14 protein-coding genes and 1 pseudogene are annotated in these 17,154 nt (G+C 36.9%); 3 read left to right on the plus strand and 12 right to left on the minus strand.

The window, feature by feature from the left end:
* Nucleotides 1-180: 180 nt before the first annotated feature.
* From BA1DRAFT_RS08305 to BA1DRAFT_RS23755, 5 genes are all read right to left on the minus strand, one after another.
* On the minus strand, nt 181-1,257 hold the full coding sequence (locus BA1DRAFT_RS08305) for a lipase family protein (protein WP_036777890.1): 1,077 nt from the start codon (nt 1,255-1,257) through the stop codon (nt 181-183).
* A gap of 379 nt (nt 1,258-1,636) precedes the next feature.
* On the minus strand, nt 1,637-2,755 hold the full coding sequence (locus tag BA1DRAFT_RS08310; RefSeq protein ID WP_036777891.1) for a lipase family protein: 1,119 nt from the start codon (nt 2,753-2,755) through the stop codon (nt 1,637-1,639).
* Nucleotides 2,756-3,227: 472 nt separating this feature from the next.
* Nucleotides 3,228-4,352: a lipase family protein gene (locus tag BA1DRAFT_RS08315; protein ID WP_036777892.1), complete on the minus strand. Its 1,125-nt coding sequence runs from the start codon at nt 4,350-4,352 to the stop codon at nt 3,228-3,230.
* Nucleotides 4,353-4,816: 464 nt separating this feature from the next.
* The gene (gene sseA, locus BA1DRAFT_RS08320; RefSeq protein ID WP_036777893.1) at nt 4,817-5,656 is read right to left on the minus strand and encodes a 3-mercaptopyruvate sulfurtransferase; all 840 of its coding nucleotides are present in this window, start codon (nt 5,654-5,656) and stop codon (nt 4,817-4,819) included.
* 55 nt (nt 5,657-5,711) lie between these two features.
* Nucleotides 5,712-5,873 carry a hypothetical protein gene (locus BA1DRAFT_RS23755; RefSeq protein WP_200868776.1) on the minus strand — a complete coding sequence of 54 codons (162 nt, stop codon included), beginning with the start codon at nt 5,871-5,873 and terminating at the stop codon, nt 5,712-5,714.
* Between the two features lie 189 nt (nt 5,874-6,062).
* On the opposite strand from BA1DRAFT_RS23755, the gene dinG reads away from it, so the two are divergent.
* The gene (gene dinG / locus BA1DRAFT_RS08325) at nt 6,063-8,213 is read left to right on the plus strand and encodes an ATP-dependent DNA helicase DinG (RefSeq protein WP_036777894.1); all 2,151 of its coding nucleotides are present in this window, start codon (nt 6,063-6,065) and stop codon (nt 8,211-8,213) included.
* Nucleotides 8,210-9,003, plus strand: a pseudogene (locus tag BA1DRAFT_RS08330) (LysR substrate-binding domain-containing protein). Before dinG ends, BA1DRAFT_RS08330 begins: the two are co-directional and overlap by 4 nt.
* A 572-nt stretch (nt 9,004-9,575) precedes the next feature.
* On the opposite strand, the gene BA1DRAFT_RS08335 reads toward BA1DRAFT_RS08330, so the two are convergent.
* From BA1DRAFT_RS08335 to rhtA, 6 genes are all read right to left on the minus strand, one after another.
* Nucleotides 9,576-10,469 carry a dihydrodipicolinate synthase family protein gene (locus BA1DRAFT_RS08335; protein ID WP_036777895.1) on the minus strand — a complete coding sequence of 298 codons (894 nt, stop codon included), beginning with the start codon at nt 10,467-10,469 and terminating at the stop codon, nt 9,576-9,578.
* Between the two features lie 16 nt (nt 10,470-10,485).
* Entirely contained in the window at nt 10,486-11,424 is a 939-nt protein-coding gene (locus BA1DRAFT_RS08340; protein WP_036777896.1) for an alpha/beta fold hydrolase, read from the minus strand.
* Nucleotides 11,425-11,488: 64 nt separating this feature from the next.
* Nucleotides 11,489-12,184, minus strand: coding sequence for an alpha/beta fold hydrolase (locus BA1DRAFT_RS08345; protein ID WP_036777897.1), 696 nt, complete (start codon nt 12,182-12,184; stop codon nt 11,489-11,491).
* A gap of 398 nt (nt 12,185-12,582) precedes the next feature.
* Nucleotides 12,583-12,804, minus strand: a complete 222-nt coding sequence (locus tag BA1DRAFT_RS08350; RefSeq protein ID WP_036777898.1) for an alkylphosphonate utilization protein — start codon at nt 12,802-12,804, stop codon at nt 12,583-12,585.
* A gap of 218 nt (nt 12,805-13,022) precedes the next feature.
* Entirely contained in the window at nt 13,023-13,529 is a 507-nt protein-coding gene (dps, locus tag BA1DRAFT_RS08355; RefSeq protein WP_036777899.1) for a DNA starvation/stationary phase protection protein Dps, read from the minus strand.
* Nucleotides 13,530-13,807: 278 nt separating this feature from the next.
* Nucleotides 13,808-14,701: a threonine/homoserine exporter RhtA gene (gene rhtA / locus BA1DRAFT_RS08360; RefSeq protein ID WP_036777900.1), complete on the minus strand. Its 894-nt coding sequence runs from the start codon at nt 14,699-14,701 to the stop codon at nt 13,808-13,810.
* A gap of 431 nt (nt 14,702-15,132) precedes the next feature.
* Between rhtA and BA1DRAFT_RS08365 the strand changes: the two genes are divergently transcribed.
* Nucleotides 15,133-15,696: an LOG family protein gene (locus BA1DRAFT_RS08365; RefSeq protein WP_036777901.1), complete on the plus strand. Its 564-nt coding sequence runs from the start codon at nt 15,133-15,135 to the stop codon at nt 15,694-15,696.
* A 276-nt stretch (nt 15,697-15,972) separates the two neighbouring features.
* Here BA1DRAFT_RS08365 and BA1DRAFT_RS08370 read toward each other — a convergent pair whose 3' ends face one another.
* Nucleotides 15,973-16,383: a hypothetical protein gene (locus tag BA1DRAFT_RS08370; protein ID WP_036777902.1), complete on the minus strand. Its 411-nt coding sequence runs from the start codon at nt 16,381-16,383 to the stop codon at nt 15,973-15,975.
* Between the last annotated feature and the right edge of the window lie 771 nt (nt 16,384-17,154).

The following is a 17,154-nucleotide window of genomic DNA, read 5'->3' on the forward strand; positions in this document are numbered from 1 at the left end:
TGGTATCTACAAAGTGAGTGATAGTGAATTACTGTAATTAGTGATAGGTAGTAAAAATAATTTATTTGCTCTATTCAATTATAATTTATTGAAATTAATGAAGCCTTTAATAAAGGCTCCATTTAAATAAAATATATACATAATAAGATAAAGTTATGTAATATCGATTTTATCCTTGGTTTAAAACTTGAAGAGATCAATAATCCTTTCGGATAGACTATCATTAACCACAACAATATCGTAACTAGTCGGTATCTCTGGACCATTCTCGATTCGAATGAAACTCATGCCATAGCCTTCGGGATATGCATCGATATGTTGATAACCTATCTTATTAAATAAGCCGTGAATGGAGTCTGGAATCTTTATAGTAAAAGAGTAATCTGGGAAGATCTGGGTGTAATTTTTATCGAGGACAAAAAAAATAGCGGCATCAACCAATACTTCGATTGCTATATGTGGATAGATAGCCTTAATTTTCTTTAAATCTTCGATAGCCCATGCCAAGGGAACGATATCATGATTATTATGAATTCTCAGAAAATGACTTTCATAAGAGTTAGGGCTTAATGTTCCTTTGAAAAAAGCGTCAGAATAGGATGCGAAAATATCATTGCCGGCAGTGGGGCCTGCAAAGGAGCAAACGTGAATACGTATATTGTTGTTGTTGATGTAGCGCCTTTTAAGATATAAACCAATAGTAGAAGCGAGTAAACCGCCCAAACTGTGTCCCGTGACGGTAATATTCAGTATCTTATCTTTTCCTTCTTCTGTGGTAATTCTATCAATTTCATCGATTAGTGATACGTAATCCTTATTAAGAGGCTTGCCATTAATAAGAGACTTTAATGCTAAGTCTGTTCCATAGGAGATCTTAGCGTCTTTAAACTCTTGGGAGATATTTGTATCCCAATTTGACCAGTCTACAGTTGTAGCTACAAGAAGATCTTCATCAATCGCATTAATCTGGGACCAGGTTCCTCGAATAACAAGGCGATAATCACTTGGATTGTCGGTATTTTTCACAATCATTACAACGTGATCATATTTTTTATCATGGTATTTGTCATCAATACGGAACACTGCCGGTCCCCAAACGATAGAGAATTTATCTGCCGTTGTCTTACTGCTTTTAAGTGATTTATTAATATCAGACTCAATGATGTTTATTTTGTCTGGTTTGTCAGAAATTTCTCCAGAATTGATAATAAGACTTAACGCGAGATTTAATTTTTGCTCTTCAAGAGATATCGTCATTTTTACCCCCGTCTATTTCTTCCATATCATAAGTATTGATCTGATGTTTGGACTCAAACATCAAGGTTTAAATTTTTTAATCTTCCGTCTAAATAAAAATATAGTTAATTTTAAAGTTAATAATGAATTTTAAATCTGTCAAATGTGTGCAAAGGATTTTTTAATGTTATTTTATTTGGCGATATGTAAATTATTTATTACGAAATTAAAAATAGGTGATAAAAGTGATGTGCCAAATAATTCCATGAAAATATCATTACATCTTTGAAAGATTATATGAAATTACTTTGTGTATAATGTCGCTTATGGAAAGTCATTTATTGCAATGAATGGAACCTTTAATAAAGGCTCCACTTATATTTTACATGATGGAATAAAGTTATGTAATACTAATTCTATCCTTGGTTAAAAATTTGAAGAGATCAATGATACTTTCGGATAGGCTATCATTAACGACAACAATATCGTAATCAGTCGGTATATTTGAACTATCATCAATGGTGATGAAACTCATGCCATACTCTTTGGTATAGGCACGAATATGTTGATTGCCAATATTAACCAGTAAATCATCAAACGACGCTATTGGTAATATTGGAATCTGTGAATTAATAGGGAGATCTGGGGAAATTTGCGTGTAATTCTTATCAAGGACAGAGACAATAAGAGCATCAATTGTGACAGTTAACACTGGATAGATAGCTTTAACTTCCTCCAAACCTTTTATATGCCAGGCTAAGGGAACGACATCTGTACTATTATGAATTCTCAGAAAATCACTTTTGTAACCGGCTACTGATATATCATTGAAAATAGATTCAGAGTAGGATGCGAAAGCATCGTTACCAGCAGTTGGGCCTGCAAAAGCACAAACATTAATTCGAATATTGTTGCTTCTTTTATCAAGATACCGTCTCTTTAGATATAAACCAATGGTAGAAGATAGTACGCCTCCTAAACTGTGTCCTGTGATAGTAATATTTTGTATCCCTTCTTTCAGGGCAATTTTATCAATAGCATCAGTGAGTGATTCTCCATAACCTGGAGGATTGTTGCTTTTCAATTGATTAAGAATATAGCCTAATGCCATGTCAGTGCCATAGGCTATCTTGGCATTTTCAGGTGATCTTGAATCCCATCGTGCCCAATCTTGAGTCTTACAGACAATAATATCTTCATTGAGCCAGTTAATATCGGACCATGATCCCCGAATAACCACGCGATAGTCATTTGGGTCATGGAGATTTTGTGCAATGAATAGAACGTGATCGTCCTTTTTATCTATAACGCTTTTTTTCCCGTCAACGTCATCAACGCGAAACACCGCGGGCCCCCAGATGATAGTGAATTTATTTGCTGTTGCTTTACTGTTTTCCAATGATCTATGGATATTTTCCGAGACAATGCCCGGTTCTGGTTTGCTAGTTTTTATACCTCCAGAGTTAATAATAAAGCTGAGCGCAAGATTTATTTTTTGATCTTCACGAGAAATAGACATTTTTACTCCTTATTTTTTCATGTAATAAGTGTTAATGCGTGGTATCGGTTTAAATATCAATATTTAATTCTTTTGCTCTTCTATTTGGACAAAAACAGAATTAAACTTAAAGTTAATAATAACTTTCAAATCTGTCAAATGATTACATGGGTTTTCTGATATTATCTAATTTGACAAAAATATGAATTATTTATTTTGCAATTAAAAGTAAACGACTAGAATTATGTATTGAATAATTACGTTGGAATATTATTGCTATCTTTTTGGGTTATGTTTTTCTTAAGGATGATAATATGTAAATAGTGTTGAGATTATCTCTGTGAATAATATCATTGGGAATGATTATAAATCTAGTGATATTCTAATGATATATGGGGGAGGTGATTTTATTATATTTAAATTGTTTTTTAATGGAACCTTTGTAATAAGGCTCCATTAACTTTATATAAAATATAGATAAAGCATAATAAATTTATTCTGCATTAATATTACCATCAGGCAGAGGTATACGTAAGAAATAAGCGACGATATCTTGAGATAGATTACTATTAATAACCACAAGATCATCAATAGGTGGTTTAGTACCGTCATTAACCTCCACTAAATTCATGCCATATTGGTTGGCATAGGCTTTAATATGTTGAAAAACAACTTGCTTATTGAGATCTAATTTTAAAATAGGTGCCGTAAAAGATAAATCTGGCGTGAGTTTGGTGTAACGCTTATCTTTCACAAGCAGAACAATCTTTTTAAATCTGTCAATTAATTTTTCATCTAATTTAATTAATGGTTCATAGATAGTTGGAATCTTTTCTAATCCGTCCAGATTCCAGATGAGGGAAATGACATCTTTTTGATTATGGACCCTTAAGAAATGGCTCTTATAGCTGGTTGCTGACGTGTGGTTAAAGACATATTTAATGTAAGAGGCAAAAACATCATTACCGGTATTTGGGCTGGCAAAAGAGCAAACATGAATACGAATATTGTTATTCCCTTTATTAAGGTATAAGCGTTTTAAATATAATCCAAGGGTAGAAGCGAGAATACCACCCAAACTGTGGCCGGTGATGGTAATATTATGAATACCTTTTTCCGCAGCAATTTTATTAATTGCTTCAATGAGTGATTCTCCATAACCAGGAATATTGTTACTTTTTACTTGATTAACAATATAGTCTAATGCGATGTGGGTTCCATAAGAGATCTTAGCGTCTTTAAACTCTTCAGGGATATTTTGATCCCAAAGTGACCAATTTACAGTTTCGTGTACAGCAAAGTTCTCAACCTGCCAGTTAACATCAGACCATGATCCACGGATAACGATGCGATAATCATGGGGAATTTTGCGATTTTTTACAATAAATAAAACGTGGTCGTCCTTATTATTTTTAGTGTTTTTTCCATTATCAACACGAAAAACAGCGGGTCCCCAAATAACAGAGAATCTATTGGCGGTTACTTTGCTCTTTTCCAATGATGTTTGAATGTTTTCCGCAACTATAGTCGGTTCTAGTTTTTCGGTTATTATACTTCCTGCACCACTGATAAAGCTGAGCGCGAGATTTATTCTTTGATCTTTAAGAGAAATAGTCATTTTTAATCTCCATTTTCATAATATAAATTTTAATATTATGCTCTGGTAAAAGTATCAATATCCAACTTTTTATAACCCATCGCATAAGAATATTTTATTTTTATTTCTTTTTGGTAAAACGTATGGCAGATAAATATTTAAATAAAAATAAATCAGTTTTTAACCTTGCTTGGTGTCGATCTCCTCATGTGTTTCTTCTAAATATAATCCCTGTTGGCATAGTATCTTAATCTTATTTTTAAATAAAAAACAGAGTTGAATTTTAAGTTGATAATAATAATATTTAAATTTATAAATATATTTATTTCATTATTTAATGTAACTATGATTGATAAAAAATAATATTAAATGAGAATGGGAAATGAAATTAATAAATGGGGTTTTGAAATATAACGGTACGAAAATGATTTGATTGGGTGTTATTAATTAAAGGGCATAGAGTGGATATGCCCTATGGTATTTAATTATTTCTCAAGTGGTAGGGTATTATTGTCTGCTCCCCATTCAGCCCATGAGCCATCATATAAATAAACATCCTTCTTGCCGATGATATCTAAACCTAGCACCAAAACGGCAGCGGTCATACCTGATCCACAACTGGCGATGACAGGTTTGGTTAAATCGACATCTTGTTTATGGAAAATATCTGTCATTTCACTTGCTGATTTAAAATGACCATTTTCTACTAACATGGTCCACGGAACGTTTTTACTACCGGGAATATGGCCCATTTTTAAGCCAGGGCGCGGTTCTGGCGCTTTGGCTTGAAAACGGTCTGTTGCTCTGGCATCGACAACTTGGATCTGTTGATCATTGAGCGAATCCAGAATTTGTTCCAGGGATTTCACTTTGTCAGCATCGAAATCGGCATTAAAGATTTGCGGATTGCGTTTCACTTCACCTGATTCTGTTGGCAATCCTGCCTGTTGCCAGCCTTGTAAACCGCCATCAAGAATACGGACGTTATGGCTGCCGAATATCTTAAATGTCCACCACGCGCGAGGGGCAGAGAACATATTGCCTTGGTCATAAATCACGACTAAATGATTTTCACTAATGCCCATTGCGCCAACAGCCTGACTAAAAGTTTGCGGATCGGGCAGCATATGGGGCAATCCACTTTGATGATTGGCAACTTTGTCTAAATCAAAAAATTGGGCGCCGGGAATATGAGTATCCAGCCAAAGTTTATGGCAATCAATTTGTTGCGGTGGCGGTGGGGCGGTTGCATCAAGGATGACAATATTCTCATCATCAAGATGATCTTTTAACCATTGTGGAGTGACAAAATATGCGTTATTCATGGGGTCCCTCACTTGACACGAAGATAAATGGATAAAATATAAGTGTTACAGCCCGTTATTGTTGTTGTATTGGTGCTGTAGTGGTTTCTTGCTGTTGATTGGTTGGTGATTCTAGCGGTGTGGTTGAGCGGGTGTACATATTAAGGCCCGCTAAGAATACGCCGCCAATTGAACCAAATGCAAAGATAGCGATGAAAATGATAAGGAACTTTTTCATTATTGTTCTCAGGTGTTGTAGAAAATAGGAAGTATGTTGTAGAAAATAAGAAGTATATAGCGTTCTGAATAGCTGGCAAGGTACTCACCAGTTAAATGAACGACTTGACTGATTGTCGTTTCGATATGAAGCTGATTTCATTTCTGCTCTGTGGGACAATAGCGTCCCGGTTGTATGGCAGAGAATTCAATGGCACTTTCCGACTCAATAAAAAATCAGATAAGTCAGTGGTATAAAGCATTACCTCAACATATTAATGGTTTTATTTCTCGTACCCCACAGCGCCAAATGATTGCCGAAGTTGCAAAAACGCTTGCGGATCAGGAAGGGCGCCATTTGGTGATTGAGGCGCCAACCGGTATTGGTAAAACCCTCTCTTACCTGCTGCCTGGCATTGCTATCAGCAGAGTTGAAAGTAAGCCATTGGTTGTAAGTACGGCGAATGTCGCTTTACAAGATCAGATTTACAGTAAAGACCTGCCACTGTTGCGCAAAATTATTCCCGATCTGAAATTTACCGGTGCTTTTGGTCGTGGTCGTTATGTTTGCCCTCGCAATCTTGAAGCTATTTGTGCAACCGATAGCGAGCAGATTGATCTTATGTTTTTGGTTGAGGACAAAACAGAACTTGCTAATAGTGAAGAGCGGGAATTGTGTCGTCGATTGCGTAGTGATTACACAACCTTTGCTTGGGATGGGCTGCGTGATCACCATAAATTGGCTTTATCCGATGCTTTGTGGGGGAAAGTGAGTACCGATAAAGCAAATTGTCTGGGGCGTAACTGTCAGTATTATCATCGTTGCCCATTTTTTATTGCTCGCCGTGAGATCGACAATGTGGATGTGGTGGTGGCTAACCATGCGTTAGTGATGGCGGCATTGGAGAGTGAATCGGTACTGCCGGATGCTAAAAATTTGCTATTGGTACTCGATGAAGGACACCATATACCGGATGTTGCCAGAGATTCTCTAGAGGTTGAGGGGGAAATCACCCTGTTTCAACTTAATGGTCAATTGGATACTTTTGTTCGTCATGTCGAGCAATATCTGGTGCAATTCCATCCGGCAAAGCCGCCACGTTTAGCGAATGCCAATCGCCTGAATGAACACAGTGAAAAATTACGGGAATGCTTTAGAGAGCTTGCGACTATCACTCAGGCGCTTTTGCCGGAAAAGAATGAAGTCGATGAGTATCTGTTCGAGATGGGTAAGTTACCGGATAACTTGTTACTTTGCTGTCAGCAGCTATTTAAGCTGACCGACGGCTTACGGGGGCTGGCAGAAGCGATACTGAATGATTTGACTGAGCGGACGGCTAAACAGGATATTGTCAGATTGCATCGGTCTATTTTGCATACCAGCCGTGCGCTTGGATATTTTGAAAATATGGCTAAGCTGTGGCGTTTGGCAGCATTGGAAGAGTCATCCAGTGCACCGGTATCAAAATGGCTTAGACGCCATGATGAGAAAAATCAGTCACACCTCTATTTTCATTGTGCCGGTATCAGAGTCAGCGAACAGCTTAATCAACTGCTTTGGCGTAGCATTCCTCATGTGGTCGTGACATCGGCAACGCTTCGTTCTCTGAATAGTTTTTCTCGTATTCAGGAGTTGACCGGGTTAACTGAAAAAGCCGGGGACCGTTTTGTCGCATTGTCATCACCTTTTGACCATGTACGGCAGGGCAAACTGGTTATTCCCAAAATGTCATTGGAACCGACACTTCATAATGAAGCCGCTCATTTGCAAGAAATGGCGAGTTATTTCAGGGGGCAATTGCTGAGACAGCAACATAAAGGCATGTTGATTTTGTTTAGCAGTCAGAGGGCGATGGATATCTTTCTCTCTTATGTGACAGATTTACGCCTGATGTTACTTGTGCAAGGGGATCAGCCACGTTATCGGTTAGTGGAAACACATTGTCAGCGTATCAATGAAGGGCAGTGTAGTGTACTGATTGGATTGCAATCTTTTGCGGAAGGATTGGATTTAAAGGGCGATTATCTGTCCCAAGTTCACATTCAAAAAATCTCATTTCCGCCGGTGAATAATCCGGTCATTATTACTGAAAGCGAGTGGTTGAAATCACTTAAACGTTATCCTTTTGAAGTGCAGAGTTTACCAAGTGCATCTTTTAGCTTGATTCAGCAAGTAGGAAGACTTATCCGTAGCCATGAATGCTATGGAGATGTGGTGATTTATGATAGGCGCTTACTGAGCAAAAGATATGGCCCAAGATTATTGCAGGCTCTGCCCGTTTTCCCCATAGAGCAGCCGGAAGTTCTTTCAGAGGCGGAAACTGGGGACATGAATACTCTTTTGCAAGGAAGGCAACGATGAAAGCAAATTCAGAAGAGTTGACAATTTTCGTGTCAGTAGTGGAAAGCGGGAGTTTCAGTCGTGCGGCGGAACATCTGCAATTAGCAAATTCCGCTGTGAGCCGTTCTATAAAAAAACTGGAAAAGAAACTAGGTGTGAGTCTGCTCAATCGCACAACCCGCCAGCTTAGCCTAACCGAAGAAGGTGAGCGTTATTTCCGCCGAGTTCAGCATGTTCTACAAGAAATGGCTGCCGCTGAAACTGAAATTATGGAATCTAAACACACACCAAGTGGTTTATTACGTATCGATGCTGCAACGCCAGTCGTATTACATTTACTGATACCGTTGATTAAACCTTTTCGCGAACGTTACCCAGAAATAACGTTATCGCTGATTTCTTCGGAAACTTATATCAATCTGATTGAACGCAAAGTGGATATTGCTATTCGTGCAGGCAACTTAACCGATTCCAGTCTACGAGCTGGACCACTTTTTTCCAGTTACCGAAAAATCGTCGCCTCGCCTGAATATCTGCAAAAATATGGCATACCGCAATGCATTGAGGAGTTGGAAAACCATATTTGTCTTGGTTTTACCGAACCGGTATCACGTGTTTGTCTGATTATATGATTGATAAGGAGATTGCTAGTGGTGAACTTGTTGAACTACTGGTTGAAAAGCGTTTACCCGTCGGGATTCCTTTCAATGCTGTATATTATAGTGATCAGGCTGTAAGCATCCGAATTAGAGCCTTTATCGATTTTCTGAGTGAATATGTAAATGACTCCCGTAAATACTTTTGTCGTTGAAGCAAAAATCAATCTTTGTAAAGATTAAACCTGTGGCAATATCTGTACCTGAACTCGTAGTGATATATACCCGTCATCTTTCAAGCTGCCTCTTTGTTGGCTGCACTCACTCACCCCGGTTACATAGTTATCTATGCTCCCGGGGATTCGCTCCCTTGCCGTCGCGATGCAACTTGAAATCCATAGGGTATAATATTTAATTAAGAAAGGTTTTATTATCATGAGATAAATTGCAATAAAAAATAGCAATAAATGCAGAAGTCTTTTGCTGATATAACAAAGATATAATCTGAATTAATTTAAATAACTTATCTAAAATTATATAAATTTGTAGATATTTATGTGCTCATTTAACGACATAGTTAGTTTCTTATTTTTTTCTCAAACTAGCTTAGGTTTTATTATTCGTCTTTACCCGCATTTTTGAATACTATATCTCCTATAAGTGATATAGATTGAGCTAAATAAAGTAGGTAAGGTAGTAGCATCATCTACAAACACGATCGTGTAAAGAAAGACGCCTCTTCGCCGGAAAAGAAAATCTCCGGCGAGTATATTTTTCATCATTTGGTTTAAATAAGGTTTTTTAAATCTTCGAGAATGGCACCTAATTGATCACGGGGCTGACCTGATAATGACTTGAGTGGAAAGGGAAGACAAGGGGCGGTTACTTTGCCCAGTAACTCAGCGGCTGCTGCGGTGACCCTGAGGCTACCATAGGTTTTGAAGAGCCTCCAGACAGGTTCAAGGGCGGCCGACAACATCTGTACCGTTTTTGTATCATTATTCTTTGCTGCGTGAGTGATAGCCAGTGCAGTTCGCGGAAAAAGTCCACCTATGACGGAGAACCAGACATCACATTCAGCACAGAGGCCCGTCGCTGCTTGCCAGTCCCCGCTGATTCCGAGCGAAACGTGGTCGGGAAGGCGGGAACGAAGCGCATTCACCTGTTGTGTAGCCAGAGACAGTTCCTGCGGCAAGCGAGCAAGTTTGAGCGAGCTGACAGACGGTAAACTGGCAATGTTAATCAGTAGTTCATCGCTAAATTCAAAACCTGTCGTTGCAGGATTATCATAGACGCAAAGCGGTACGGATAGATGACGGCTGACTTCTTCATAGAGCGAATACACTTCATCCGGTGTGGGACGCTGGTAAGAAACGGGAGCCAGCATTACTGCGCTAACACCCGCGTGTTGGGCATTTTCAGCAAGGCTGAGTATATCCGTTACACGCAGCGCTCCAATGCTGACCATCACCGGTATACTGTTCGCATGTTCAACAGCCAGTCGGGCGACACGCGCGCGCTCCGACAATGTAAGATAGGCGTAGCTACCCGTCGATCCCAGTGCGCCGATAGAATCCACTCCAGCTTCAACAAGATTTTCAATAAGCGAGATAAATGTCTTCTCATCCACCTTGTTGTCATACACCGGTGTTAAAGGAAAAGCACTCAGTCCGGTAAACATTCTTTTCTCCTGTTTTTCAATAAAAGAAAGCAGAAAGATCCTTTGAAAATCTTAATGGATCTTTAAACGCTAAGAAGTGATCTCCATGTTCTTCCCGACCATAGATTATAATTTCCCCTTTTGGTACAGTAGACGAAATCCATTGCTGGCTTTCTATCCAATCGCTGTTTTCACCTGAAAAAATTAAAGTAGGAACGGTTATTTTATGGGAAATAACATCTCGCCAATCATTTAAAATATGTTCAAATAGTACTGATTTCAAATCATCTATACTTTGTGGAACAAATTCATTGGCAAAGGCTTGTGAATTGAAAAATGCGGGTGCTCCTTCTGTTGTATAATATTTAAGTATATCAGAATTAAAGAACATTTTATTCCCGGGAGTTTTTCCACTGTAGACGTCTATCAAAGCTTCTGGCGAACTTGTAAAAGCTCCTGCTTTAATTCTTTCTTCCTCTGACCAATCCGTGTGGCAATAAATAGAAGGAGGTTCATCAATCAATGCTATTTTTTTTATTACTTCTAGTCCGAAAAGGTCAATGTAGCTCCATAGTACCGAACATCCCATAGACCACCCACAGAAATATGCTTTCTTTATATTGACAGCAACAATAAATTCATGAAGATCGGCAGAAAAACGAGAAATTCTATTTCCATAATTTACTTTTTGAGATAAACCATGATTACGCTGATCCAATACATAAACTTCATATTTCTTGCTGAGAAGATATATTATATTTATATATTCTGCACCATGCGAGGACCAACCGGGGATGAATATTAACGTTTCTCCTTTACCGGCCTTCCAAAAAGAAAGAGATACCTCATCACTTGTTTTAAAAAAACCAATTTCAAGATCTCTCAAATCGGATAATTTCTCTGGAAGTCCTTTGATTGTGTGGGGAAAATTGAAATCCCGACCAAAGAACTCTAGCGCTTTATTGTATGTTAACATATTCTGACTTCCGTTTAACTTAACTATTTGATATGTTGAAATAATATCATCGCGCATAGATAGGTTAATTCATATTTAACCACTCGATGAGCGCTTTGTTCACTTCTTCTGGCTGCTCAAGTGTTGTGGCATGTCCACACAAATATAATTTAATTAATTTTGCGTTTGGTATCTTTTCAGCCATTTCTTCTGAATGTTCAGGTGGAGTTATAGTGTCACTATCACCGACAAGAACCAATGTAGGTACACTGATATGGGTTAAAATATTTCGATTATCTGTACGATTACCCAAGGCTTTGGATTGACGAACATAAGCGTCAAAGCCAGTTTCTTTCCCCATACGAATAATAGTATTTATAAGATTTTTATCGTGCTGACGAGATTTGTGCACTCCTGCGGTGGCCATATCTTTCAAGATTTCTTCGAAATTTTCCAGTGTGGTTTTATTTAGTAAATTCTCTCTCATCTCTTTTTGTTCTTCTGTCTCTGGACGTGCAGAGCTATTCAGTAAAGCTAATCGGCTTACGCGTTCCGGAGCTAATTTCATTATTTCCAGACAAATGAAACCTCCCATAGACATGCCAGCAAGAGAAAAATAGGGAGGTGCCTTCTGGATGATATCTTTCGCCATTTCTGTAAGACTACTGCCTTCCAGTATTGATGGTATTGTGACAGAACCATGCTTCCAAAGATTAGGTATTTGGTAGGTAAATAACTCAGATGTGCATAAATGACCGGGGATGATGATTATTGGTTCCATATTGGATTTCCTTGCATTAATGTTACTGTTTTTTTATACAGTATGGCATATAAAAAGTCAACTTTTTAGTATTTATTAGAAAACAGTAGCATGCCTACGGTGTGAGCTAAGACGCTGTAAGAAGAGTGCGCTATATTGAGATTGAATGATTTTATAAAAAAATATTTATTTTTTTGGGGATGATTTTAATTGTCCCTGTTTTATTTATGAATGTTAATTTTTTATATGAGAAAAATTAAAAGATATTAGATTGCCTTAACGATAGTTATAAGCATAGACATAAAGAAAGGGGGGCTGTTAGTTCGCTTCGCTCACCGCTTAACAAGGTTGCCCTTGAGCAGCCTTCTCCCCCCTTTTTTATCGCTAATCCGGTAAATAAGATCGATAGAAAAGGCGATTTATCCTACTTTTTTCAGGAAACAGGTTTTCAATACTAACCCTCTGATTTTATCTGCGTTACATTCGATTTCATCGTCACGATGAGTTAAACGGATATTTTTAATTAAAGTGCCGCGTTTTAGCGTTGCTGATGTGCCCTTTACTTTTAGATCTTTAATGATCTGTACAGAATCACCATCATTAAGCAGGGTGCCATTACTGTCTTTTACTTCGTTATCCATTTTATTATTTCCTCAAGTTATTTCTGAAAATAAGTGTGGATTATAGACAATTTGTGCTGATTTTTAAAGGATATGGTGAAATTTGTCCGTATGGCGGGCATTTTATGATGTTTTGCTGTGTCGGAGTCTTGGGTAATGAAAGGTTAATGTAAACAGGCCCCCGTTGTTAACAGGGGCCTGTAAGTCTCAGAGCTCTTAATATGACGGCTCTTTATATTTTACTGCTCAACGCTTGCTTCAATAAACCATAAGAATTTGTCGAGATCACGGGAGGCGGCGGTTAACATATCCGCGGTGTTTTCATCCTCAACTTCATCCATCGCTTTGCGGATATCATTAGCGACAACAGCATAATGGTCGGCTAATGCTTTTAGATGGTCCTGCACGTCATGGATATTTGTTGGGTAACTTTTCAGTATCGTGTGTCTATTAACTTCTTGTACGGTGCCGAGAGCTGTTCCACCAAGTTGTACGACTCTTTCTGCAAAAATATCCGTATGTTCAGTAATCGTGGTACGAAAGGTATCCAGCATTTCATGGATGGAAATGAAATTTTTGCCACGCATGTTCCAATGTGCTTGTTTGGTAAGCAGGGAAAGATCAATAAATTGGATAACCATGTGGTTCAGAATTTCAATGGTTTCCTGTTTAATATCATCATCGATATCATTGCGAGTATAAAGTAGTGTGGATATCCCTGTTTTGATTAATCTTGCAGTATCCATAATAGTTTTCCCTTGGTATTAATAATGAGTTTTTTATTGACTGAGACGAATGTAACTCAATATTAGTCTTAAATCATATAGCTTGTTCCTATTAAATCAATAGTTAATTTTTATAGGAAAATATTTATCATAGAATTCTTATAATAATATTGAAAAATATAATAATTTATCAGATGAATTTATGTGAATAACTTAATCATGAATGAATTCATTTATAAAAAAACCGGAGAATAACGTTATGACTCCGGCTTCCATTTTATCTCGATTAAAGAAAATAATTAATCGACTTCGGTGATTTTAGGTTTTCCTTTTATTGTTGACGTAGAACCGATGGAGGCAAAAATAATACAGAATAGTGCCAGCCATTGCGTTATAGTCAAATGTTCATTCAGAAATACAATACCAGATAGCGCACCCAGTGCGGGTTCAAGGCTCATCAGAGTACCAAATGTCTGTGCGGGTAAACGGGTCAGAGCGATCATTTCCAGTGTATATGGGAATGCAGTAGACAGAATCGCAATTGCCAGCGCCAGAGGGAGAATGGACATGTCAAATAATAGTTCTGGCCCTGTTTGGATCAAACCGACAGGGAAAAATATCATAGCAGCGATAAATGAACCAACAGACACTGTTGCTGCTCCATGACCTGCACCGGCGCGTTGGCCGAAAATAATATACAGTGCCCAGCAAACACCTGCGCTGAGTGCATAAATGATCCCTATAGGATCTAAACTATCGATATTATTATTGCCAATGGGTAGTAGGAAAGCTAAGCCAGCGATAACTAATGCCACCCAGAGAAAATCTATTGGTCGGCGTGATGAAAACATGGCTACAGCCAGTGGGCCAGTGAATTCAAGAGCTACGGCGATGCCTAAAGGAATAGTTGTCAGCGCCATATAGAATGTATAATTCATTGCGCCAAGAGCAATACCATATGTCAGCAGCGGCATGATTGATTTTCGGCTAAAACGCAGGCGCCAGGGTTTAAAAATAATAAACAGAATGATAGTTCCAAGACCTAGGCGCAGTGCGGTAACACCCGGTGCGCCGATGACCGGAAACAGCGTTTTGGCAAGAGAAGCACCGCTCTGAATTGATGTCATGGCAAGCAGTAACAGTATTACAGGTATTAATGGAAAGGCACTCTTTTGGAGCTTGGAAGAAGACATCCGGGCAAAACCTCAATTAAAATCAAATGATCTGACCGATAATCTTCGCAGTGAAACGTAGATAACTCAATAGGTTTAGAGAATATAATTTTAACGAAATATTTTTCATTTATTAGACCATATTATATGGTTATAGTGAAATTAAATTTTATTATTGAAATATAATCCTGATATAAATCTATATTTTATTTTGATGTGTTGATAATTGAGGGATTACAAGTGATGAAGGTATTGATTACAATCTGATTGATGTTTGATTTCATATCATAATAATTAAGCATAAGTTATGATTAATGCTAATATATTGAATATGAAAAAGCCATTCTTATTTTGTTTTGCTTGATATCAGTTTTATAAGTGAGTTGTATGATTGTGATATTAACGTATAATCCTGATTTTCATGTGGAGATAAAGCAACAGGAGCTGAGATAATGAAAAGTATTGCTGTTTATTGTGGTTCAAGTCTGGGTGTATCTGAAATCTATAAAGAAAATGTCATTATCTTCGCAAAGGAATTGGTTAAACGTAATCTTACGCTTATTTATGGTGGCGCCAGTGTAGGTATTATGGGAACTGTTGCTAATACGGTTTTGGCAGAGGGTGGGAAAGTGATTGGTGTTATTCCAACATTATTGGAAACTCGGGAAATATCACATAAAAATCTGACTGAATTATACGTTGTTGAAACTATGCATCAGCGTAAAAACAAAATGATTGAATTAGCTGATGGTTTTGTTGCTTTGCCTGGTGGCTTTGGTACGTTGGAAGAGTTTAGCGAGGTATTTACCTGGAGTCAGATTGGGTTACATACAAAACCTTGCGGTATTCTTAATATTAATAACTTTTATGACCCGCTCATTGCCATGATTAATAAAATGGCGGATGAGCAATTTTTGCATGAAAAATATCGTCATATGGCAATAATTGAACAGGATCCTGCTATCTTACTCGATCGTTTTGATACTTATCAGGCGCCATCGATAAAAACCTATTAAAATCAATTTTATAATGAAAAATCGATATTATTGTAATACTGTAAATAAAGGAACCAGAAAATAAAACTTGAACTGATAAGGGAATTAAAAATATGGAGATACGATCCACTTTAATGAAAGAGAGTATGATACAGAAATGAGAGAAATAATCAGCATTCACCTTTGATTAAGGTAGATAAGATATTAATTCTCGAAATAAATAAACCATTCCTGTTGCATAAATATTTATTTAAATATTTTACCACAGGAATGGTTGTTAATATTAATGGTTAAATATTAGCTTACAATCATATATTCTACTATTGGGTTGTTACCGCCATCCGCTGTATAGGATAAGTGTAAATCATCACCTAAATAATCGGTTGAGATTGAGTAGCTGCTGCTGCCAATCAAAGGATTGCTCCATGTAATATAGATACTATAGATTTCGCCTTTGCTATCTACAAATACATAGGTACAACGCCCTGCAACACCACCTAACAGGCTGTTTGAATCACTTCTCCAAATCGCTTTTCCAGGAGTGTTGTCATTGCTTCTATTAATTACTTGAGGAGGAAGAGTGGTCCACTCACCTTGATCCAGACGGATAGAATCCTGAATAAGTTTAAGTTTGTATGGTGATTTATTAGTTACTTTTGCAATAACGCTGATTGGTGCTTTTAAGGAGATTGCTTCGATCTCTGACATAGTATTACCTCTTGTAATTGATTTTAAAAATATAATTAATAGATTCCAAGATTTTAATTCAACCTGTTATGGTTATATAAAATAACTTGGGGTAGAACCTTCTTAGCTATATTTGATAGCTTATTTTTACTTCTTATTAGAATTCCATTTCTTTATATTTCCTGAATTTCAATCTTTTTATATTTTGGTGTTTTTATTTATCGTTACCACCATTTTATTATCGCTTTTAATAATTTTTATCCTTTTAAAAGAGTAAAATTAAAAACAAACTATCTATTAAATGGTGTAGATAAAAAGCTTTATTTTGCCTCGATGTTTTTTAAGATACCTTTTCTTTCAGATAAAAGTCAATTTTTTTACTCTTTGTGTTTTATTATAAAATAACAATCGGTTAATTATATTGTTGTACTTAAAAACGTAGATATAAATGATAAAATATGTCTATGTTTTTAATAAATAATATATAAAACAACTATAATGGCAAATAAAAATAGGTTGCTAGGGTTATGATAAGTTAATAATAATGCCATTATTTTCTTGAGCATTAATTAATCATTATATTAATAAGATGTTAATGTGTTGTAATATTGAATGAGTATAACTTAGTAACAGATTGTATTTATTTTGAGTGGCGATAAACACACTAATTTGATAAGTCTTTATTATTGCTAATAAGTTTGCTGATTTATTGATTAACAGATATTTGGATAATGAGCTAATATTATATTCACTACAGGGATTATTACATTATTGATGAAAATATCCTAAAAA

Origin of the sequence: Photorhabdus aegyptia (assembly GCF_000612035.1) — a bacterium.
Taxonomy (GTDB): domain Bacteria; phylum Pseudomonadota; class Gammaproteobacteria; order Enterobacterales; family Enterobacteriaceae; genus Photorhabdus; species Photorhabdus akhurstii.